Annotated in this window: 19 protein-coding genes, 2 tRNA genes and 1 pseudogene; 11 read left to right on the top strand and 11 right to left on the bottom strand. The window is 60.0% G+C overall.

Annotation, left to right across the window (positions count from 1 at the left end):
• The first annotated feature begins 77 nt into the window (after positions 1-77).
• The 5 genes from rsmG to serS all read left to right on the top strand — a co-directional run bounded on the left by rsmG (position 78) and on the right by serS (position 5,230).
• Complete coding sequence (gene rsmG, locus GXM22_RS14950) at positions 78-785, top strand: 16S rRNA (guanine(527)-N(7))-methyltransferase RsmG (protein ID WP_005929169.1); 708 nt, start codon at positions 78-80, stop codon at positions 783-785.
• Between the two features lie 157 nt (positions 786-942).
• On the top strand, positions 943-1,737 hold the full coding sequence (locus GXM22_RS14945; protein WP_005929172.1) for a ParB/RepB/Spo0J family partition protein: 795 nt from the start codon (positions 943-945) through the stop codon (positions 1,735-1,737).
• Between the two features lie 193 nt (positions 1,738-1,930).
• Positions 1,931-2,782, top strand: a complete 852-nt coding sequence (locus tag GXM22_RS14940; RefSeq protein WP_005929178.1) for a ParA family protein — start codon at positions 1,931-1,933, stop codon at positions 2,780-2,782.
• Positions 2,783-2,785: 3 nt separating this feature from the next.
• Positions 2,786-3,655: a ParB/RepB/Spo0J family partition protein gene (locus GXM22_RS14935; RefSeq protein WP_097773098.1), complete on the top strand. Its 870-nt coding sequence runs from the start codon at positions 2,786-2,788 to the stop codon at positions 3,653-3,655.
• Positions 3,656-3,898: 243 nt separating this feature from the next.
• On the top strand, positions 3,899-5,230 hold the full coding sequence (gene serS / locus GXM22_RS14930; protein ID WP_005929185.1) for a serine--tRNA ligase: 1,332 nt from the start codon (positions 3,899-3,901) through the stop codon (positions 5,228-5,230).
• A 131-nt stretch (positions 5,231-5,361) separates the two neighbouring features.
• Here serS and GXM22_RS14925 read toward each other — a convergent pair.
• The 8 genes from GXM22_RS14925 to GXM22_RS14890 all read right to left on the bottom strand — a co-directional run bounded on the left by GXM22_RS14925 (position 5,362) and on the right by GXM22_RS14890 (position 10,264).
• Positions 5,362-5,436, bottom strand: a tRNA-Glu gene (locus GXM22_RS14925).
• A gap of 91 nt (positions 5,437-5,527) precedes the next feature.
• A tRNA-Met gene (locus GXM22_RS14920) sits at positions 5,528-5,604 on the bottom strand.
• A gap of 160 nt (positions 5,605-5,764) precedes the next feature.
• Complete coding sequence (locus tag GXM22_RS14915) at positions 5,765-6,433, bottom strand: hypothetical protein (RefSeq protein WP_005929187.1); 669 nt, start codon at positions 6,431-6,433, stop codon at positions 5,765-5,767.
• 152 nt (positions 6,434-6,585) lie between these two features.
• Complete coding sequence (locus tag GXM22_RS14910) at positions 6,586-7,242, bottom strand: HAD family hydrolase (protein ID WP_005929188.1); 657 nt, start codon at positions 7,240-7,242, stop codon at positions 6,586-6,588.
• A 94-nt stretch (positions 7,243-7,336) separates the two neighbouring features.
• Entirely contained in the window at positions 7,337-8,713 is a 1,377-nt protein-coding gene (locus GXM22_RS14905; RefSeq protein WP_005929189.1) for a YdbT family protein, read from the bottom strand.
• Entirely contained in the window at positions 8,710-9,141 is a 432-nt protein-coding gene (locus GXM22_RS14900) for a hypothetical protein (RefSeq protein ID WP_005929191.1), read from the bottom strand. The genes GXM22_RS14905 and GXM22_RS14900 overlap by 4 nt, the downstream gene beginning before the upstream one ends.
• On the bottom strand, positions 9,138-9,803 hold the full coding sequence (locus tag GXM22_RS14895) for a potassium channel family protein (RefSeq protein ID WP_005929193.1): 666 nt from the start codon (positions 9,801-9,803) through the stop codon (positions 9,138-9,140). The genes GXM22_RS14900 and GXM22_RS14895 overlap by 4 nt, the downstream gene beginning before the upstream one ends.
• A gap of 47 nt (positions 9,804-9,850) precedes the next feature.
• Complete coding sequence (locus tag GXM22_RS14890; protein WP_005929195.1) at positions 9,851-10,264, bottom strand: potassium channel family protein; 414 nt, start codon at positions 10,262-10,264, stop codon at positions 9,851-9,853.
• A gap of 252 nt (positions 10,265-10,516) precedes the next feature.
• On the opposite strand from GXM22_RS14890, the gene GXM22_RS14885 reads away from it, so the two are divergent.
• Both GXM22_RS14885 and GXM22_RS14880 read left to right on the top strand, forming a co-directional pair.
• Complete coding sequence (locus GXM22_RS14885; RefSeq protein WP_005929199.1) at positions 10,517-11,347, top strand: undecaprenyl-diphosphate phosphatase; 831 nt, start codon at positions 10,517-10,519, stop codon at positions 11,345-11,347.
• 157 nt (positions 11,348-11,504) lie between these two features.
• Positions 11,505-12,630: pseudogene (locus tag GXM22_RS14880) on the top strand (DUF362 domain-containing protein).
• 69 nt (positions 12,631-12,699) lie between these two features.
• Here GXM22_RS14880 and GXM22_RS14875 read toward each other — a convergent pair.
• Positions 12,700-13,287, bottom strand: a complete 588-nt coding sequence (locus GXM22_RS14875; protein WP_099357268.1) for a hypothetical protein — start codon at positions 13,285-13,287, stop codon at positions 12,700-12,702.
• A 259-nt stretch (positions 13,288-13,546) separates the two neighbouring features.
• On the opposite strand from GXM22_RS14875, the gene GXM22_RS14870 reads away from it, so the two are divergent.
• The 4 genes from GXM22_RS14870 to GXM22_RS14855 all read left to right on the top strand — a co-directional run bounded on the left by GXM22_RS14870 (position 13,547) and on the right by GXM22_RS14855 (position 18,751).
• Positions 13,547-15,088 carry a PTS transporter subunit EIIC gene (locus tag GXM22_RS14870; RefSeq protein WP_035393466.1) on the top strand — a complete coding sequence of 514 codons (1,542 nt, stop codon included), beginning with the start codon at positions 13,547-13,549 and terminating at the stop codon, positions 15,086-15,088.
• Positions 15,089-15,244: 156 nt separating this feature from the next.
• Positions 15,245-16,561 (top strand): M18 family aminopeptidase, encoded by a 1,317-nt coding sequence (locus tag GXM22_RS14865; protein ID WP_005929208.1) that lies wholly within the window; start codon positions 15,245-15,247, stop codon positions 16,559-16,561.
• The gene (gene gluQRS, locus GXM22_RS14860; protein ID WP_005929210.1) at positions 16,558-17,502 is read left to right on the top strand and encodes a tRNA glutamyl-Q(34) synthetase GluQRS; all 945 of its coding nucleotides are present in this window, start codon (positions 16,558-16,560) and stop codon (positions 17,500-17,502) included. The genes GXM22_RS14865 and gluQRS overlap by 4 nt, the downstream gene beginning before the upstream one ends.
• A gap of 220 nt (positions 17,503-17,722) precedes the next feature.
• Positions 17,723-18,751, top strand: a complete 1,029-nt coding sequence (locus tag GXM22_RS14855) for a leucine-rich repeat domain-containing protein (RefSeq protein ID WP_005929212.1) — start codon at positions 17,723-17,725, stop codon at positions 18,749-18,751.
• 58 nt (positions 18,752-18,809) lie between these two features.
• Here GXM22_RS14855 and GXM22_RS14850 read toward each other — a convergent pair whose 3' ends face one another.
• Positions 18,810-19,463 (bottom strand): phosphatase PAP2 family protein, encoded by a 654-nt coding sequence (locus GXM22_RS14850; protein ID WP_035393256.1) that lies wholly within the window; start codon positions 19,461-19,463, stop codon positions 18,810-18,812.
• Between the two features lie 269 nt (positions 19,464-19,732).
• Positions 19,733-21,091: an MATE family efflux transporter gene (locus GXM22_RS14845; RefSeq protein ID WP_005929215.1), complete on the bottom strand. Its 1,359-nt coding sequence runs from the start codon at positions 21,089-21,091 to the stop codon at positions 19,733-19,735.
• Between the last annotated feature and the right edge of the window lie 29 nt (positions 21,092-21,120).

Genomic DNA, 21,120 nt, shown 5'->3' with positions numbered 1-21,120 from the left:
GCGGCGACAGCTCCCCTGATAGGAGAGCCATTGGTAGAAAGATAAAAGAATTGCCTAAAACGAAAAGGGACAGATAAATGATCGACAAGAACAGATTAGAGCAAAAATGTTCCATGTGGAACATTGCGCTGACCGGGGAACAGCTGGACCAGCTGGATGCCTTTGCGCAGATCCTGGTGGACTACAACCAGAAGGTCAATCTGACCGCCATTACCGACCCAGAGGGCATTGAGGACAAGCACTTCCTCGACAGCCTGCTGTTTGCCAGCCAGCCCGAGGTGGCAGGGAAGATGGTGGACGTGGGTGCCGGTGCCGGATTCCCGGGCATCGTGACAAAGATCTACAAGCCCGAGCTGGAGCTGACCCTGATGGAGCCCACCGGCAAGCGGGTGGAGTTCTTGAAGTATGCCTGCGCTCAGCTGGGCCTGACCGGGGTGGAGTTTGCCAAGGAGCGCGCTGAGGAAGCCGCCCGCAAAGCATGGCGGGAGCAGTTTGATCTGGCCTCTGCCCGTGCGGTGGCGGCTCTGCCCATGCTGGCCGAGTACTGCTTACCGCTGGTCAAGGTGGGTGGCAGCTTCCTTGCCATGAAGGGTGCTTCCGGCGAGGAGGAGCTGGCTGCAGCCCGCGGTGCCATCCGGAAGCTGGGCGGTGAGTATAAGGAGACCCGCACCCTGCATCTGCCGGGCGGCGATACCCGCACCCTCATCCTCTGCAAAAAGATTTCGCAAACTCCGACAGCCTACCCCAGAAACGGTGGAAAGATCGCAAAGTCTCCGCTGAAATAACGCAAAACCGCAAGATAAATGCCAAGCCCTGCCGAACGATTCTTCTGGCAGGGCTTTTTGATTTCTGGTACACTGGAACTGCAATGAGTGAGTTTTCCACCGTTTCCCGGGAAACAGTGGAAAACCGTGTCACATTTCAGCGAAAGGGGAAAGAATCATGTTTGAATGGAAGAAATCTGCCGGAAAGATCTACACCCTGCCTGTGGAAAGCATCCGTCCCTCGCCGTTTCAGGCTCGGACAGTTTTTGATGAAAAGGAGCTGGCGGGGCTGGCTCAGAGCATCCGGGAAAACGGCCTGCTGCAGCCCATCTCGGTGCGGAAGGTCGAGGGCGGTTACGAGCTGGTGGCAGGGGAGCGGCGGCTCCGTGCCTGCAAGCTGGCCAGGATGGAGACCATCCCGGCCATCCTCTGCGACTGCGGCGACCAGCGGACTGCGGCGCTGGGTCTGCTGGAAAACATCCAGCGGGAAGATCTGAACCCCTTTGAGCAGGCACAAGGGCTGCGGGATGTGATCGCCCTTTGGGACTGCACCCAGGCCGAGGCGGCCAAGCGGCTGGGCATGGCACAGCCCACCCTTGCCAACAAGCTGCGGCTGCTGCAGCTGACCACCGACCAAAGGCAGTTCGTGCTGGACAATGGCCTGACCGAGCGCCACGCCCGGGCTGTCCTGCGCCTGCCCGAGAACCGGCGGAGCGAAGCCCTTATCACCATTGCCAAGCGGCGGATGAATGCCCGGCAGACCGACCTGTACATTGAGCAGGTGCTCAATGCCGCCGCCCCGGGCAGACACCGCATCTCCATGGTCAAGGATGTGCGCATCTTTGTCAACACCATCGACCATGCCATCCGGCTGATGACGGACAACGGTGTGCCTGCCACGGCCCACAGGGAAGAGCGGGACGGCTATATCGAATACACGGTGCGCATTCCAACCGCAGCCGCGCAAAGATAAAACGCATCGCAATTTTCACAAAAAATGCAATTCCACAGGGTTTTTACGCAAAATAATCAGGAAACAGGTTCAAAAAGCCGCGCTGATGTGCTATACTAGTCTTTAAAGGGGCTTTGCTGGTGGGAAAACAGCGGGGCCCGGCCTCGAATGTTCCACGTGGAACAAATAATTTTCCCGGGAGGAAACAAAGAGCGTGGCTAAAATCGTTGCAATTGCAAACCAAAAAGGCGGCGTGGGCAAGACCACCACGGCCGTGAACCTTTCGTCCTGCGTTGCGGCTCTGGGCAAAAAGACGCTCATCGTCGATCTGGACCCGCAGGGCAATACCACCACCGGTTACGGCATTCCCAAGCGGAGTGTCGATGTGGGTACTTATGAGCTGCTGATCGGTGAGGCGGAGGCAAAGGATGCCATCCGCAAGACCGAGTTCCGCACCGATGTCATCGGTTCCAACACCCGGCTTGCGGGTGCGGGTCTGGAAATGATCGACCTGCCGGGCCGCGAAAGCCGCCTGCGCAAGGCGCTGGCCTCGGTGCAGAAGGACTACGACTTCATCTTTGTGGACTGCCCGCCCAGCCTGGATCTGCTCACCCTGAACGGTCTGTGCGCCTGCGACAGCGTGCTTATCCCCATCCAGTGTGAGTATTACGCACTGGAGGGCCTGTCGGAGCTCATCAGCACCCTCAAGACCATCCGCAAGAAGTACAACCCCTATCTGGACATCGAGGGCGTGGTGTTCACCATGTTCTCCGGGCGGTTCAACCTGACGCTGCAGGTGGTGGATCAGGTCAAAAAGTATTTTGGCACCAAGGTCTACAAGACCACCATCCCGCGTACCATCCGCATCTCGGAAGCGCCCAGCTACGGCCAGCCCATCAATTTCTATGAGCCCAAGGGCAAGGGCAGCGAGGCTTATATGGATCTCGCCATTGAGTTCGTAAAGAACAACCGCCCGCATGAACCGGCACGCCGCCGCACAAAAGGGAACAGTGCCCCCGCCGAGCAGAAAAGCGCACTGGAACAAGTGAAGCAGGGGGAAGCGTAACCTATGGCAAAAAAAAGAGGAGGACTGGGCCGGGGCCTGGAAAGTCTGTTTGAGGACACAGCCCCCAGTTTTGAGTCCGATAACCGGATCGAGACACTGCCCCTGCGGGAGATCGAGCCGGACCCGGCCCAGCCCCGCAAGACCTTTGATGAGGAAACGCTGGCAGAGCTGGCGGCCAGCATCTCAGAGCACGGTTTGCTGCAGCCCATCGCGGTGCGGCCCCACGGGGTGGACCGCTATCTCATCGTGGCCGGTGAGCGCCGTTGGCGTGCCTGCCGGATGGCGGGCCTGACCGAGGCTCCTGTCGTCGTGAAGGATGTCACAGATGAGCAGGCCATGGAGCTGGCGCTGGTGGAAAACCTTCAGCGCGAGGATCTGGACCCGGTGGAAGAAGCACTGGGCATCCGGGAGCTGATGACCCGCTGTGACCTGACCCAGGAGCAGGCCGCCCGCAAACTGGGCAAGAGCCGCAGTGCGCTGGCCAACAGCCTGCGTCTGCTCAACCTGCCCGAAACGGTGTTGGAGCTGCTGAAGGGCGGTTTCCTCACCACCGGCCACGCAAAGGTGGTGCTGGGCCTGCCCACCCCGGAGCTGCAGGAGCAGGCGGCACAGATCATTGCCGACCATGAGCTGAATGTCCGGCAGGCAGAGGCCCTGTGCAAAAAGCTGGCCAAGCCCCCCAAAGAGCCTGTGGAGCCCGCCCCGCGCGGCACCCTGCCTGTGGAGGTGGAGGAGAGCCTGAAGCAGGCACTGGGCAGTGAGGTCAATGTGGCCTACCACGACGGCAAGGGCAAGCTGACCGTCCATTTCTACTCAGATGAGCAGCTGAAGGCTTTTGCAAACTTATTAGGGCAATATCAGGTTGAGGATTAAACCTCTCCGTCATTGTTGTTGCCCAGTAGGAGGGGCCTTGGCAGCCGATGGAAGCTTTTCGTATACGCCAGAGGCTCCCCTGCTAGGGGAGCTGGCGGGCGCAAGCCCGACTGAGAGGTTGTACGAAGGCAAGCCTGCCCGAGAAGAAAAACATAGCGATCTAAGGCGCACGCCGCCTTTGAACGGCATGGGAAAGGGCTTACCCGCCCCATGCGAACCGAAATAGAGTAAGGAGAGTAAATCATGCTTGATATCAAATTTGTCCGTGACAACCCGGATGCTGTCAAGGAAAACATCAAGAAGAAGTTCCAGGATGCCAAGCTCCCTCTGGTGGATGAAGTCATCGAGAAGGACGCAAAGTACCGCGAGTGCCTGAAGGAAGTTGAGAGCCTGAAGGCTGCCCGCAACAAGCTGAGCAAGGCCAACGGCCCCCTGTTCGGTCAGCTGAAGAAGTGCACCGATGAGGCCCAGAAGGCCCAGCTGCAGGCACAGATCGATGCCAACAATGCCGCCGTCAAGGCCGACGCGGACAAGATGGCAGAGCTGGAAGCCGAGGAAGCCAAGCTGGCTGACCGCATCCAGGAGATCATGTACACCATCCCCCAGATGATCGACCCCAGCGTGCCCATCGGCCCCGATGACACCTACAACGTGGAGGCTCAGCGCTTTGGCGAGCCTGTGGTGCCCGATTTCCCCATCCCGTACCACACCGAGATCATGGAGAGCTTTGACGGCATCGATATGGATGCTGCAGGCCGCGTTGCCGGCAATGGCTTCTACTACCTGCTGGGCAACATTGCCCGCCTGCACGAGGCTGTGCTGGCTTATGCCCGCGACTTTATGATCGACAAGGGCTTCACCTATGTCATTCCTCCCTTTATGATGCACGGCAACGTGGTGCAGGGCGTGATGTCCTTCCCCGAAATGGATGCCATGATGTACAAGATCGAGGGCGAGGATCTGTACCTGATCGGTACCAGTGAGCACACCATGATCGGCCGCTTCATCGACCAGACCCTGGACGAGGCAACTCTGCCCCTGACCCTGACCTCCTACAGCCCCTGCTTCCGCAAGGAGAAGGGCGCACACGGCATCGAGGAGCGCGGCATCTACCGCATCCATCAGTTCGAGAAGCAGGAGATGATCGTGGTCTGCCGTCCCGAGGAGAGCGCCGACTGGTACGAGAAGCTCTGGAAGAACTCTGTGGAGCTGTTCCGCAGCATGGAGATCCCCGTGCGCCAGCTGAACTGCTGCTCCGGCGATCTGGCTGACCTGAAGGTCAAGAGCTGCGATATCGAGGCCTGGAGCCCCCGCCAGCAGAAGTACTTCGAGGTCTGCTCCTGCTCCAACCTGGGCGATGCACAGGCACGCCGCCTGCACATCCGCGTCAAGGGCAAGGACGGCAAGACCTATCTGGCCCACACCCTGAACAACACCTGCGTGGCTCCTCCGCGTATGCTGATCGCCTTCCTGGAGAATCATCTGCAGGCCGATGGCTCCGTGACCATCCCCAAGGTGCTGCAGCCCTACATGGGCGGCCTGGAAGTTATGGTTCCTACCCACAAGAAGGGCTGAGCCTGAGCTTTTCCACAAAGCACTCATAAAATGTTGAAAACCCCGCCGTCCGCGTGATGCAGACGGCGGGGTTTTGTTGTGTAGAAAAAACAAAAAGAAAAAAGCTCCTGATTTTTCAATCAGAAGCTTTTTGGTGACCCGTACGGGAATCGAACCCATGTTACAGCCGTGAAAGGGCCGTGTCTTAACCGCTTGACCAACGGGCCTCAAAAACACAGAGCTTCGCTAAAACCTCCGACATCCATCATCCACTACTGCGGACGACCGTCCCCCTTATCTTAGCGAAACTCTGTAACGTGGTAGCGGTAACTGGATTTGAACCGGTGACACTTCGGGTATGAACCGAATGCTCTAGCCAACTGAGCTATACCGCCATATTTATTTTGTGCACTTGAACAGTGCTTTATTATTATAGCCAATCGACCGCGATTTGTCAACAATTATTTCGCAAAAATTCAAAAATTTCTGAAATATCTCCTTTCATGGCGTAAAAAAGACGCTGTAACAGAAAAAAGTTACAGCGTCTTGCGTAAATCATTCCCGATATTTCTCCATCATTTCCTTGAACAGCACAGCCGGAGAGGGCGGCGTGTAGGTAATGGCGTTGGCACCCGCCGCAATGGTGGCGGAAATGCTCTCGCCGGTTTTGCCGCCGCTGGCGATGATGGGCACATCCGGGAACTGCTCCCGGATCTTTGCCACCACCCGGGGCGTGTCGGTGCTGCAGGCCACATTCAGGATGGATGCCCCGGAATCAATGCGGCTCTGGATGTTGGTGTTCTCTTTTGTTACTGTGATGATGACCGGGATGTCCACCACCCGCGAGACCGCCAGCAGGTTCAGGTCAGAGATGGGGGAATTGAGCACCACGCCCATGGCACCCTGGCTCTCCACGTCGCGGGCAAGGTTCAGGGTGCGCACGCCATGGGTGGTGCCGCCGCCCACACCGCAGAACACCGGGATGTAGGATGCCTTGATGATGGCATCGCTGATGGCCTGCTGTGGCGTGAAAGGATAGACCGCGAACACCGCGTCCGCGTCGCAGTTGCGGATGATGGCAAGGTCGGTGGTGAATACAAAGCTTTTCAGCCGCCGCCCGTTGATGACGATGCCGCTGGCGGCATACACCTCCTGGGGCATTTTCAGGATGTTGTGGCGCAGGCGGCTCTCTACGTTGGGGGAAGTTTTCTTTTCAGCTGCCATGGGGGCAAGTCCTCCGTTTCTCAATTGTTTCAAATAGGAACTATATTATAGGAAAACAGGGGAATTTATGCAAGAAACATCCTGTGAACAGTCTGCAAATAAAAATCGGCCCTCTCCGTCCGTGCTTCACAGCACCGGAGAGGGTCGTTCCTTTAATGTGTTCTAACGTATTCTAAAATATCCTCAGGCACGCCGGCCAGTGCATCGGCTCCGGCAGCAGTCAGTTCTGCGCGGCCCCGGAAGCCCCACAGCGCCCCCATGGCAGGTAGACCGGCATTGTGCCCGGTCAGGATATCTACATCGCTGTCGCCCACAAACAGGGTGCTGGCAGGGTCTGCGTGCAGGTCCTGCATCAGGCTGTAAACACCGGTGGGGTCGGGCTTGGTGGGCACGCCCGGGCGGCTGCCCCGCACCAGAACAAACCGACCTGCCCCGAAATAATGCTCGATGATCTTGCCGCACAGCGGGTCAGCCTTGTTGGAGAACACTGCGCACTGCACGCCCGCGGTGTTCAGCGCGTCAATGAGGGCAGCAATGCCCGGGTAAGGCGCGGTCTTGTCCTCCTTGTGGGCATCGTACCGGGCGGTAAACTCCGCCAGCGTAGCGGCCAGCTGCTCCGGTGTGCGGGCATCGGCGGGCGAAAACCGCTCCACGAGCTTCGGGATGCCGTTGCCCACCATGTGCTTGAACTGCTCCACCGTAAACTCCGGCCACCCGTGCTGTGCGCACACCCAGTTGCCTGCATCGGCCAGGTCATCGATGGTGTTCAGCAAAGTGCCGTCCAAATCAAATAATACCGTATGAATCATAACAATTTTACTTCCCCTAAAAACAAATAGCTTTATCTTTATGCCAAGGACTCCCCCTATTGGGAGAGCTGTCGCCGATCGGCGGCTGAGAGGTTTAATTCGTTTCCATAAATCTGAAAAAATTCTCCGCATCCCGCAGCGGCACGCTCCTCACCTTGAGCTTTACCCAGCCGGGAAAGGTCAGGGTCAGGTTGGTGCGGCCAACGCTGGCAGCCCAGGGGCTTTGTGCTGCGGTCAGGCAGACATCCGGGTGAAACACACAGATGCAGTGCAGGTAGAGCCCCTGCTGCCGCCGCAGGGTCATGCGGCCCTCCCGCAGCCAGAGGCCCTCCCGTCGGTAGCCGGCCGCGGCCCCGGCCAGCAGTGCCCCAAAGAAGAGCGTGGGGATGAGCAGGGTCACGGTCAGCTGGGGCAGCACTGTGGCCGAGACCAGCGTCAGCAGGAGGCAGAGGGCAAAGGGAATGCCTGCCGGTGCAAAAAAGATGAGACTGCGCTGCTCGGTGCGGGCCAGCAGGTCAGGCGGCATCCGGAACTCCGGCAGCAGCTCCCGGAACAATGCCTCCTCGCCGCTGCGGTAGACGAACAGCGGCAGCTCGGGGGAGCAGCCGCCCGCGGTTACAAAGACCGGCCAGCGTTTCATCAGCCGGGCGGCGGGGGAGATGCGGACATCTGCAAAGCTGATCTCGCTTGTCCGCACCCGGCACTCGAAGTGCCCCAGCCAGCCGCCCCGGCTGCCGATCTGGTCGGCCGTGTGCCAGACAGTGTAGTGCACGGTCTGGGCAAAGCTGCGCATCAGGCTGGCCCCCAGCAGAAAGCCTGCGGCCGCCAGCAGCCACGCCGCGCCTGCAGGGAGCCACCGCGCCGCGAATTGGGCCAGAAAGTTCACCTGGATCTGGGCAAAAACGGCAGGGTTCCAGTCCGGAACATCCCGGGTCTGGCGTACGGCCAGCACGAACAGGGCCAGCGTGGAGAGGCCGTTGGCCCCCAGAAAGCCCAGTGCCGCCCGTTCCCCTCCGGCGGGCCGGTGCAGGGTAGGATTTACTAGAGGCATCAGCTGGTCTGCCACCGCCTCGGCATCGGCTTTGGGCAGGCAGACCGAAAGGGTGTGCTTTTGCACCGCGCCCACCGGGTAAAGGGTCAGGCGGCTTGCCCCGGCCATCCGGTAGAGCAGGGGCCGGTCGATGGTCAGTGCCGCCAGCATCTCGCCCCGCAGGGCACGATCCAGCCGGATGCCCAGCCGCCAGTACAGATGAAAGACTCCGGTGTCATCCATGCTCCAGCTGCTCACACGCAGGATGCCCCAGCTCACTGCGCAGAGTAAGAGGAACAGCAGCGCATCCTGCCGCAGAGCCGTGTGCAGGGCTGTCCAGTTCCGCTCAAACAGCACCTGAACCAGCGGCAGCAGATAGACCACCAGCGTCTTGCGCAGAAACCGCAGGACGGTAAAGGGGTGCAGGCGGCGTTCATTCATCGGATCTCCTCCGCAAGGGCATGGGTGAGGGCAGCGGCCTGCTCTGCCGGGACCGCCGGTAAAATAAGCCGCGTGCCCGGTGCCGTGATGACGACCACCGATACCCCTGCCAGCCGGAGCAGCGGCGTGCGCAGCTGGAACAGCCCTGTTACGGCCCTGCATCGGATCGCCCGCCGCAGCGGGAAGACGATGCCGGAGTACACCGTCAGGGTCTCCGCGCCCAGCGCGGCGGCATAGCTGCAGGCGCGCTGGTACACCACCGCCACCAGTGCGGCCCAGAGCAGGCAGAACACCACCCCGGCAGGCAGGCTCTGCCAGAACACAAAGGGAGCCGCCAACAGGCCCGGGATGGCGGCCCAGCAGCAGAGCACAGCCCGGCCCCGGGGCGGGATGATGAGCGCCGTGCGGCGCAGCTCCCGCTCCGTCACTTGCTGTTCAGCTCCCAGGCATCGGTCAGCAGGTGCAAGGTATCGTCCTGCGTCAGCACCAGGATGCGGTCCCAGGGCAGCAGAACGGTGTTGCCGTGGGGGATGATGAACTCGGTGTCGCGGGTGATGCTGACCAGAATGGCATCGCCGGGAATGGGCACATCCATGATGGCCTTGCCCGCAAACTTGAAGTTCTCGGGCAGCAGGATCTCGTTCAGGCTGGCCGTGCCGCCGCCCAGGCTGAGCAGCTGGCGGATGGTATCCGTCTCGATCTCCCGTTCCAGAATGTGGCTCAGGTTGTCGGTGCCGCAGACCACGGTGTCCACGCCTAAGGTGTGCAGCAGCTCCCGGTTTTTCGGGTTGGAGGCCCGGGCCACGGTGCGGTCCACGCCGAACTCCCGCTTGGCGATCTGACAGGCCACGAGGTTGTCCTCATCCGAGCCGGTCACGGCCACAAAGGCGTTGCAGCTGCCAACATCGGCGGTGCGCAGGGTGTCCACGCTGATGGAATCGCCGCAGATCACGGGGATGTCCAGCGAATCTGCCAGCATCCGGCACTGGGCCTCGATGGGTTCAATGATGACCACCGAATGGTGGTTCGTCAGCAGGCTCTGGGCCAGATACCGCCCAACACGCCCGCCGCCTGCAATACAAACTTTCATATTGACACCTCGTATTACTTTGGGTAAAACTATTTTGGGATAAAACCTCACTTCGCCAGCGCACGGAACACTGCCTGCTCTGTCAGGATGGTGGGGCAGATCGTGTCCAGCTCGTAGGTCTTGTGGTAGAGCACCTGCAAATGCGGGTCAGAGACGCGGCAGATGACCTTTTCGCGCCGGAAGATGTTCTTTGCGATCTGTGCAGCCATCAGGTTCACGGAGTCATCCTCGCTCACGGCGGCCACAGCGTCGCAGTTCTCCACGCCGCCCTGCTTGAGGATGTCGGGATCGGTGGGGTCGCCCACAAGGGCCGTGCCGCCAAAGGAATAATCATCAAAGCTGTCCAGCCGCTTGAGCTGCTCGGGGTCCTTTTCGATCAGGGAAATATCATGGCCGATGCGTTCCAGATCCCGCACCAGTGCCGCGCCCACCTGGTCGCAGCCGATCACCAGAATATTCATGGATGTCACCTCATTGTTCAAAATCTGTTTTTATCTGGCCCGGCATTCCGCGTCAGAAGGAAACACCGGGAAAAGCGTTGTGTCCAGTATAGCATATTTCCGGCGGCAGATAAATACAGAAAAAGCAGACAGCGCTCCTATATAAAATTTGTGATTTTTCGTGCGCAGGCTCTCAGAATATGATATACTGGAAAGCGAACCCAATCTGAATGTGTGCAGAGCGCCTGTGCCGCTTTGCAGGGAGGAGAACCCATGTTTCTTGAAATACTGAAAGCCATCCTGATGGGCATTGTGGAGGGCATTACCGAGTGGCTGCCCATCTCGTCCACCGGTCACATGATCCTGGTGGAGCAGGTGGTCAAGTTCAACGCCAGCGAGGAGTTTATGTCCATGTTCCGCGTGGTCATCCAGCTGGGTGCCATTCTGGCTGTGGTGGTGCTGTTCTGGAATAAGCTCTGGCCCTTCGGCCTGCGCCATGGCCGCGTCTGCTCCAAACCTGCCGTCTGGCAGCTCTGGTTCAAGGTGGTGGCCGCCACCATCCCGGTGCTCATCATCAGCCCGCTGGACGACTGGTTTGAGACCCGCTTCTACAATTACATCACGGTCGCCGCCATGCTGATCCTGTACGGTGTCCTCTTCATCCTTGTGGAGAACCGCCGCACCGCCCCGCATGTCACCCGGCTGGAACAGATCACCTACCGCGAAGCCTTCATCGTTGGCGTGTGGCAGATGCTGGCCATCATCCCCGGCACCTCCCGCTCCGGTGCCACCATCGTGGGCGGCCTGCTGCTGGGTCTGTCCCGTGCCTGCGTGGCCGAGTTCACCTTCTTCCTCGCCATCCCGGTTATGGCGGGCGCGTCCCTGCTCAAGGTGGTCAAGTTCGTCCTCTCCGGCGCTGCGATGACCGGCACCGAGATCGCTGTCCTCGTGGTGGGTTGCGTGGTCGCCTTTGTGGTCAGCCTTGCCGCTATCCGCTTCCTGATGGATTACGTCAAGCGCCATAACTTCAAGTTCTTCGGCCTCTACCGCATCGTGCTGGGCCTAATCGTCCTGGCTGTGGCCGCTATCACCGCCATTGCGTAAATCCCTCCCAACCCCCCAGCCGCCCGCCCGGGCGGCTTTTTTGCGCCCTGGGGCAATTGCACCGGCCCCGGCCTTGTGCTATACTGGAGCCATAAAGAGAGAACCCGGCAGCGGGAAAGTGCCGCGCCTGAAATTGTCAAAAACGGAGGAGATCCCTATGGAAGCATCGACTGTATATTACACCGACTTCCGGTGTCCTGTGGGCACCAGCCTGACCGAAAAACTGCGCCGCCTGTGCATTGCGGCGGGCATCAAGAGCATTGATATGGACGGCAAGTTCGTGGCCATCAAGATGCACTTTGGCGAGCTGGGCAACCTGGCTTTCCTGCGCCCGAACTACGCCAAGGTAGTGGCAGACCTGTGCAAGGAGCAGGGGGGGGCAGCCCTTCCTGACCGACTGCAACACGCTGTACCCGGGCAGCCGTAAGAACGCGCTGGAGCACCTGAGCTGCGCGCAGGAAAACGGCTTCTGGCCCATGACCACCGGCTGCCAGATCATCATTGGCGATGGCCTGCGCGGTACCGATGAGCTTGAGGTGCCCGTGCCCAACGGCGAATACTGCAAGACCGCCAAGATCGGCCGCGCCATTATGGATGCCGACATCTTCATCAGCCTGACCCACTTCAAGGGCCACGAAGCGACCGGTTTCGGCGGAGCCATCAAGAACATCGGCATGGGCTGCGGTTCCCGTGCGGGCAAGATGGAGCAGCACTCCTCCGGTAAGCCCGCCGTGCAGGAGGAGCTCTGCCGCGGCTGCCACCGCTGCGCTAAGGAGTGCGGCTCCGATGCCATCCGCTACAATGAGAACAACAAGGCGGTCATTGATTACGAAAAGTGCAAGGGCTGCGGCCGCTGCATCGGTGCCTGCAACTTCGATGCCATCTATTCCATCGACAGCAGCGCCAACGAGGAGCTGGACCGCAAGATGGCAGAGTACGCCGCCGCCGTCTGTGCAGACCGCCCCTGCTTCCACATCAGTCTGGTGCAGGATATCAGCCCCAACTGTGACTGCCACGGCGAGAACGATGCCCCCATCCTGCCGGATATCGGCATGTTCGCCTCCTTTGACCCCGTGGCGCTGGATCAGGCCTGTGCCGATGCCTGCCTGAACGCACAGCCCCTGCCCAACAGCCAGCTGGGCCAGAACCTTGCAAAGCCCGGCTGGAACTGCCACCACGACAACTTCAAGGATTCCAACCCCAATGTCGAGTGGAAGGCAACGCTGGAGCAGGCCGAAAAGATCGGCATGGGCACCCGCCAGTACACCCTGAAGAAGATCTGAACATAAAAATAAGCCCGACAACGTCGGGCTTATTTTTATGTCTCTTGCATTCAGGGGCAGACGGAACGATCAATACTCGCTGGAAGCCGGGACCAGTACGTCAATGACATCGGCCAGGGATTTCCAGTTTTCCTCGGAACAGCCGGGCAGCTCTTTGGCATCCAGACCGGCATCCTCGATGCGGCCGGTCATGCTGTCCTTGTCGGTCAGCAGGGTCTCGGCATCGGCCTTGATGAGCGGCCAGGCATCGGCAAAGCTCTGCTGGTCATCGGCGCTCAGGCTGTCGAACCACTGGGTATAGGCATCTTTGATGTCGCTGACCGGCTGGATGCTCATGTTGCAGCCATCGGCCCATTTCAGCAGGGAAGCCGCCGCAATGACGGATTTCAGCGAGCAGCCGGACACGCCGGGGCCCCAGCCGAGGCAGGGGGCAAAGGCATCGTCCGGGTCAGAGAGGGAGAACAGGGAGTTCTCGTCTGCGTCCAGCGGGCCCACCTTGCCGGTGTCGGCGGTCACGGTGGAAGAGGGGATGCTCTCGCTTGCAGAAGCGGAAGAGCTGGAAGCGGCAGTGCTGCCGGAAGAGGTGCTGCAGCCTGCCAGCACGCCGCACAGCAGGGCGGCGCAGACCAGCAGGGAAAGAATACGCTTGCGAATCATAGGAAAGCCTCCTTTTATCGTGTTCCGGCCCATCTGCCGGAGAAACTGCTCTGGTACATTTCTAGTATACTGTTCTGCCGGGCTGTTGTCAATCGGCGTGCGCAGGACGATTTTTCACCCCGGCTGTGCAAACTATACAAACTTTTGTCGTTTTTTTCTCAGTCGGGCGGGATTGACATTTTTTGCGCTGGCGCGTATAATCCGGCCATGGTCAAACTGGGAGAAACGGGTGAAGAACCGGAAAAAGGGGGAGAAACGGATGCAGAAATTTCTGCGGCGGCTGGAACGCTTTTCACAGTCGCTGCTGTCGCCGCTGTCTTATCTTTCGGCGGCGGGCCTGCTGCTGGTGCTGGGAGCGCTGCTCACCAGCAAGCCCTTGTGTCAGGCGCTGCCGGTGCTGCAGTGGGCTCCGCTGCAGCTGATAGGGCAGCTGCTTTACAACGGGATGATGGTGCTCATCAACAACCTCAGCGTCATTCTCTGCGTGGGGGTGGCTGCCGTGCGCGCCAAAACCGAAAAGCAGGATGCCGCCCTGCTGGCGCTGATGGCCTACCTTGTGTTCCTCACAGCCAACCACACCGCGCTGGAAGCGCTGGGACTGCTTGCCCAGCCGAACGGGATGACCGGCCTTGCGGGCACGGGCCAGACCACCATTCTGGGCATTCAGGTGGTGGACACCGGCGTGGCAAGCGGCATCGTGCTGGGCTTTGCGGCGGCGTGGCTCTTCAACCGCACCTGCGAAAAGCAGTTTTATGGCATGATCACCCAGCTCTATTCGGGCCTGCGGTGGTCGTTTTTGTGGCTGTCGGCGCTGGCGGTGGCACTGGGGCTGGGGTTCTGCTTTGTCTGCCCGCCGCTGCAGCGGGCGGTCAGCGCCCTCACGGGCTGGATCGCGGCTTCAGGGAACGCGGGTGTGTTCCTTTACGGCTTTCTGGAACGGCTGCTCATCCCCACCGGCCTGCATCACCTCATCTATATGCCCTTCCAGTTCTCTTCGCTGGGCGGCAGCCTGACCGTAGGCTCTGTGACCTACACAGGCGCTTACGCCGTCTGCATGACCGAGTACACCATGGGTCTGCCCCTCTCGGACGGCATCGTCTGGATGTACACCGGATTCACAAAGACCTTTGGCTATCTGGGCATTGCAGCGGCCTTCATCTTCACGGCCCGCAGGGAGAACCGTGCCCGTACCGCCGCCGCTATGATCCCGCTGGCGGTCACGGCCTCGGTGGCCTCCATCACCGAGCCCATTGATTTTCTGTTCTGCTTCGTTTCGCCCCTGCTCTGGGTGGCCCATGCGGTCATTACGGGCGGCTTTATGGTGCTGCTCCATGTCCTGCATGTCCGGGCCTTTACCTCCAACCTGCTGGGGTCGCTGGTGTTCAACCTGAGCGCCGGGGAGCAGCTGCAGAACATGCCGCTGCTCTATCTGCTGGGCCTTGCGGAGACCCTGACCTACTTTGCCGTGTTCAGCGTCCTCATCAAGGCAAAGGATCTGCCCACCCCGGGCCGGGAAGCAGCCCTTTCCGCAGACCAGTCCCCGTACGCCGACCCGCAGGAGGTGTGCCGGTTTATCGCCGCGCTGGGTGGGCCGGAGAACATCGCCCAGCTGGGAAACTGCTTCACCCGCCTCCGGCTCACGGTGCGGGATGCCTCGCTGCTGGATATGGGGGCTCTGCTCTCTCTGCCCCATAAAGGTCTTGTGGTGCAGGGCACCCGGGTCCAGCTGGTCTGCGGCCTGCACGCCGCCCAGCTCCGCCATGCGCTTGAACAGCAGCTTGCCGAGATGGCCCCGGTGTGATTGCATTTTGATAAGAGAAACGGTATAATTGTGGCGAAACCTCTCAGTCGCCTGCGGCGACAGCTCCCCTAACAGGGGAGCCAAGAAAGGTGGCATTGCGAAGCAATGACGGAGAGGTTTAGCAATGGATAACCTAAAAATAAAGGAGAACATAAAATGCAGAATAACACCTTTTCCGTCGAAGGTCTCTTCGACTTTCTGAACGCCGGTGTCAGCGCCTTCCACTCCACGGCTGCGGCTGTGAAGCTCCTGGAGGAAAACGGCTACCAGAACTGCCCCGAGAGCGCAGCCTGGGAGCTGGTGCCCGGCGGCAGATATTACACCACCCGCAACGGCTCTGCCGTGCTGGCATGGCGGATGCCCAAGGGCGAGCTGACCGGCTGGCATGTCACCGCCAGCCACAGCGATTCTCCCACCTGGCGCATCAAGCAGCTGGACGGCGGCAAGGACGCAGTCTTTGCCAAGGCGGAGACCGAGGGCTACGGCGGCATGATCATGCCCACCTGGCTGGACCGTCCCCTGAGCGTGGCGGGCCGCATTCTGGTCCGCACGGAGAACGGCATCCGGAGCCTGCTGCTCCACCCCGACCGGGCGCTGGCTGTCATCCCCAACCTCTGCATCCACTTCAACCATGACCTGAACAACGGCATGAAGTACAACCCTCAGGTGGATCTGCAGCCCATCTTTGGTGAGGCAGGCTCCACCCTGCGGGATGCTCTGGCTGAGGAGGCCGGGGTCAAGGCTGAGGACATCGTGGACGCTGACTTGGTGCTCTGCACCCGCGAAAAGGCCGAGCGCGTGGGCCTGAAGGGCGAATACTTCATGTCCGGCCGCATCGATGACCTGGAATGCGCCTACACCACCCTGTGGGGCTTCCTGCAGGGCCGCGGCGAGGAGGAAGGCCGGGGCGACATGTGGGTCATGTTCGACAACGAGGAGGTGGGCTCCTCCAGCCGGCAGGGCGCACAGGGCACCCTGATGGCCAATGTGCTGGCCCGCATTGAGGAAAAGCTGGGGGTCACCCGGGAGCAGAGCATCCGTGCCTGCACCAACAGCCTGCTGCTGAGCGCCGACAATGGCCACGCCACCCACCCCAACCACCCCGAAAAGAGCGATCCCGCCAATGTGGCGGTCATGGGCGGCGGTGTGCTGCTGAAGTACAATGCCCGCCAGACCTACACCACCAGCGGCTTTACCGGCGCTGCCTTTGCCGAGATCTGCAAAAAGGCCGGTGTGCCGGTGCAGGTGGCCGCAAACCGCGCGGATGTTCCCGGCGGCTCCACGCTGGGCAACCTGCTGGGCCACCAGATCCTGATCCCCATGGTGGATATCGGTCTGGCACAGCTGGCCATGCATTCCGCAATGGAGACCGCCAGCTGCAAGGATGCCGAGTACATGGCAAAGGCCGTGGCCGAGTTCTATAACACGCCCATCTCCCAGCCTGTGGACGGCGAGTGGAAGCTGGGCCTGTGAGCGCTGTGACCGGGCGCTTTGCCCCCAGCCCCAGCGGGCGGCTGCATCTGGGCAATCTGGCCTGCAGCCTGCTGGCCTGGCTCAGCGCCAGAAGTCAGGGCGGGCGCATCGTTCTGCGCATTGAGGATCTGGATGCCGAGCGCTGCCCCCGCAAATATGCCGACGCACTGGAAGAGGACCTGCGCTGGCTGGGCCTTGTCTGGGACGAGGGCGGCAGCAGCGGCGGCCCCAACGGCCCCTATTACCAGAGCGAGTGCGCCGCCATCTACACCGAGAGCTATAACAAACTGGAAGCACAGGGCCTTGTTTACCCCTGTTTCTGCTCCCGTGCCCAGCTCCATGCCGCCAGTGCACCCCACACCTCCGACGGCAATGTGATCTATCCCGGCACCTGCCGGGGGCTGACGGCGGAGCAGATCGCCGAAAAGCGCAAAAAGAAAGCCCCGGCCTACCGTCTCATGGTGCCTGACGAGGACATCACCTTCACCGATGGCTGTATGGGCCCCCACACCGAGAACCTGCTCCGCGACTGCGGGGATTTCTACCTCCGCCGCGCCGATGGCGTGTTTGCCTACCAGCTGGCTGTGGTGGTGGATGATGCCCGGATGGGGGTCACGGAGGTGGTGCGGGGCGCGGACCTGCTCTCTTCGACCGCGCGGCAGCTTTACCTCTACCGTCTGCTGGGCCTGCCCGCCCCAAAGTTTGCCCATTGCCCGCTCCTGCTGGCTCCCGATGGCCGCCGCCTGTCCAAACGGGACGGCGACCAGAGCCTGGAAAATCTCCGGGCAAAGTATACGGCGGAAGAGATCGTGGGCAGGCTTGCCTTTGCCTATGGTCTCCAACCTGAACCGGCTCCCCGCACCCCGGAAAGCCTGATCCCAGACTTTTCCTGGGACAAGGTGCCCAAGCAGGATATCTACCTGCCGGAAAATCTGTTTTAAGCAAACCCACGATTTTTGCCATGCCTGTGCAAAGATCGTGGGTTTTTTCTTTACAAAAAAACAATCTATGGTAGAATATAACTAGAGATTTTGCTGAAACAGAAAGGAGCCTGTTATGCGTAAAATGTTAAAAGCGTCGAGTTTGTTGATCTGTGCAATGCTTTTGTTCAGCGCATGTGCAGGCTCTTTGAATCTGAGACCGGGACCTTTCCGTTCGGAAATGCAGGATGTTTTCGTTCAGCAGACGACACTTACGGTTCCGGCCAGTCACGCCGAGCATGGGGAGGATTATGTCATTGAGTGGCAGGACCCTGTGATGGAAAAGCACGTCCGGAAATGGCTTGACCGCCCGAAGGGAGATATCTATCACAGCGATGTCTGGGATTATCAGCGGGTCTCGATAAATTCCGGAACCGGCGTAGGGGATCTCATCGTCAAAGATGCACCGGATGGGGTGGACATTGGAAGAAACGTCAACAGCAATGAGCAGCTGGCAGCCTGCGCAGTCAGCGTAGAGGGAACGTATGATCCGGTGACCTCTCTGGCAGACCTGCGGCATTTTGACAGCTTGCAGGTATTGTCGGTCAATAATAGAAGGGGAGCCCCACCCATTACAGATCTGACAGGTCTGGAGGAATGCAAAAATCTGATGCTTTTGAGTGTGCCCAGTGTGGAGAGCAGCGCATTCCCGACCTTTGCAAAGCTGGATTCTGTGGTAGAGCTGAAGTATGGCAGTGACGGGATCCGGGCGGATTCCAATGTCTCCGACCTTTCGGCGCTGGCGCAGATGAAGTCGCTGAAGATGCTGTGGATCACCGGCAGTGAGGTCGATCTGACCCAGCTGGCCGGAGCTGACTTGCGGGTCCTGAGACTGGACGTGACCCGGATCGGTTCGCTGGAACCGCTGAAGCAGATGGAAAATCTGAGCTTTCTGCAGCTGTGCCAAGGGCCGGAGATCGACAGCTTTGCCCCGCTGGCGGAGAGCAGTGTGCAGTATCTGAGTATGTCTCTCTCTCAGGGTGCACAGGAAGCCTACAAGGACATGGATTATACTCCCCTGACCCAGATGCCGCAGCTGATCTGGCTGGATCTGACCAACAACATCACGTTTGATACGGAAACCTGCAAAAAATTGCTGGCAAACGATACAGCCCTGAAATATCTGAAAATTTCCTATACATCAGCGGCCAAAGATGCCGAAGAGCTGGATACAGCGCACCTGAAAGAGTTCACTGCTCCGGCTCCGTAATGCCCCAAAATGCAAAAACGCCTCTGTCGGCCGACAGAGGCGTTTTTTCTATGTGGATTCACAGCCGCTGCAAGGCTCTTGCGTCGCTGCGTTCCAGTGCGGTCATGCCGGTATCCAGCGCCATGGCCAGGAGGATGCCCAGCAATACATCAATGCAGCTGTGTTGCTTGAGCAGAACGGTGGACGCAATGATGGACATACACAGTACCGCCGAAGCAGGCCGCATCCAGCGGCGGCCCGGCGTTTCAAAGATGCGGCTGCGGTAGTAGGCCATCATCAGGGTGACCGAGTTGAACACATGGATGGAGGGGCAGACGTTGAGGGGCGTGTCGGTGGCATAGAGCATCCGCACGGCCTGAGCAAAGAGGTCGCTGCCGTATACCCGGTAGGGCCGCAGATCCAGCCCGGTGGGCAGGATGACATAGCAGGCCAGCGCAATGGTCATGCCCGCAAACAGGGGCAGGCAGAGCCGCCAGAAGTCGGCCCGGGGCGCTTTCCACAGCAGGTAGAACAGGGTGAACGGGATCCACAAAAACCACGCAAAGTAGGGCACGATGGCATATTTGCAAAAGGGGATCAGGTCGTCCAGATGGCAGTGCACCAGAACATCGGGCACGGCAATATGGACTTCGAGCCAATGGAACGCCGAAAGGTAAAACAGGAGATAAAACGCCATGAACGAAACGGGATGGCGGGAAAACCAGTTGCGCATGGAACACACTTCCTTTTCTGGAATGGGGGCCGCAGCCCCGTCTAAAGTTCTTTGCAGCGTATGATTATACCGCGCAAAGACGAAGAAAACAAGACAAAAAGCTGACAAAATCGTGAACACATCCGCGTGGAATTTGGTATGCTTTGGGGAAGCGGATGCAGGGGAGAGAAGCTTCTGCCTATTGATACGAGACAGGATGCGGGTTTCCTGCACAAAAAGGCCCTCCCCGCCAAAACTGCAATGGTGGAGAGGGCCGGATATACGGAAACTCAGATCACCTTTTGTTCCATCCACCTGCCGTGGACAAAGCGGACGCAGAAGAACAGCGAGCGCATGGCCCAATCCAGGAACATGCCAATCCAGATGAACAGCAGGCCGCAGTGGAACTTGAGCACCATCAGGTAGCAGAAGGCCACCCGGAACACCCACATGGAGATGACGCTGACCGTCATGGTAAAGGCGGCATCTCCGGCGGCGCGCAGGATGTTGGGCAGGGTGAAGCTGGAGGGCCACAGGATCAGCGATACAGCGTTGAACCAGACCATCAGCTCCAGCGCCATGCCGTAGGCATCCGGCGAGAGGTTGAACCAGGAGAGCGCCAGCTTGTTCAGGAAGAACAGGCCGGAAAGGTTCATCAGCCAGTCCCCGGCGTAGGCGGTCAGGAGCAGCAGGCGAGAATAGCGCTTGGCCTGCACCTTTTCCCCGGCACCCAGACACTGGCCCACAACGGTCAGCGCGCCGATGCCAACGGCGGAGGCGGGCACGTTCAGGAAGCTGGAGATGTTGCCTGCCACGGCGTTTGCGGCAATGGCGGCGGTGCCCAGCGTGCTGGTCAGGCTGGAGACCGACAGCTTGCCGATCTGGAACATGCCGTTCTCGATGCCGGCGGGGATGCCGACTTTCAGGATGCGCTTGATGAGGTCGAGGTCAGGCTTCAGGTCGGTGAGGTGGTCGATGCGCAGCGCACAGTCCGGCTTCTGCAGCAGGAACATCACGGTGAAGCAGGCGATCATCCGGCTCACGAGGCTGGCGGTGGCCGCACCCATCACGCCCATGCCGAACCGGTAGATCAGGATGGCGTTGCCGCCAATGTTCACCACGTTCATCACCAGGCTGGAAAGCATACTGATCTTACTGTTGCCCTGGGCGCGGAACAGGGCCGCACCGGCGTTGTACACGCCAATAAAAGGATAGCTCAGGGCCGAGAGCAGGAAATAGGTCTCGGCGTAGCGCATCACATCCGCGTCAATGGAGCCGAAGATGCCCCGCAGGATGGCGTGCCGTCCCACCGCCACGATGACGGCGGTGACCACGCTGAGCGAGATCATAATGAACATGATCTGTGCGGCGCTGGCCTTGGCCCGTTTGGGCTCCCGGTGGCCGATGTACTGGCTGGCGACCACCGCGCCGCCGGTGGCCAGTGCGCTGAGCAGCTGGATCATCAGCACATTGAAGGAGTCCACCAGGCTCACGCCCGAAACGGCGGCTTCGCCCACCGAGGAGACCATCAGGGTGTCCGCCAGACCGATGGAGATGCTGAGGGCCTGCTCTGCCACCAGCGGCAGGAAAAGTGAGATGAGCTGTTGACGGTTGAACAGCGGTCTTGATGTGGTCGATGCGTCTGTCATGGTGTCCTCCCTTGGCGCGTGGATTCAAA

The sequence above is a fragment of the Faecalibacterium duncaniae genome (genome assembly GCF_010509575.1).
Classification (GTDB): Bacteria; Bacillota; Clostridia; order Oscillospirales; family Ruminococcaceae; genus Faecalibacterium; species Faecalibacterium duncaniae.
Note: the sequence above shows the minus strand (reverse complement) of the source record. Positions and strands in the feature narration are given on the sequence as shown.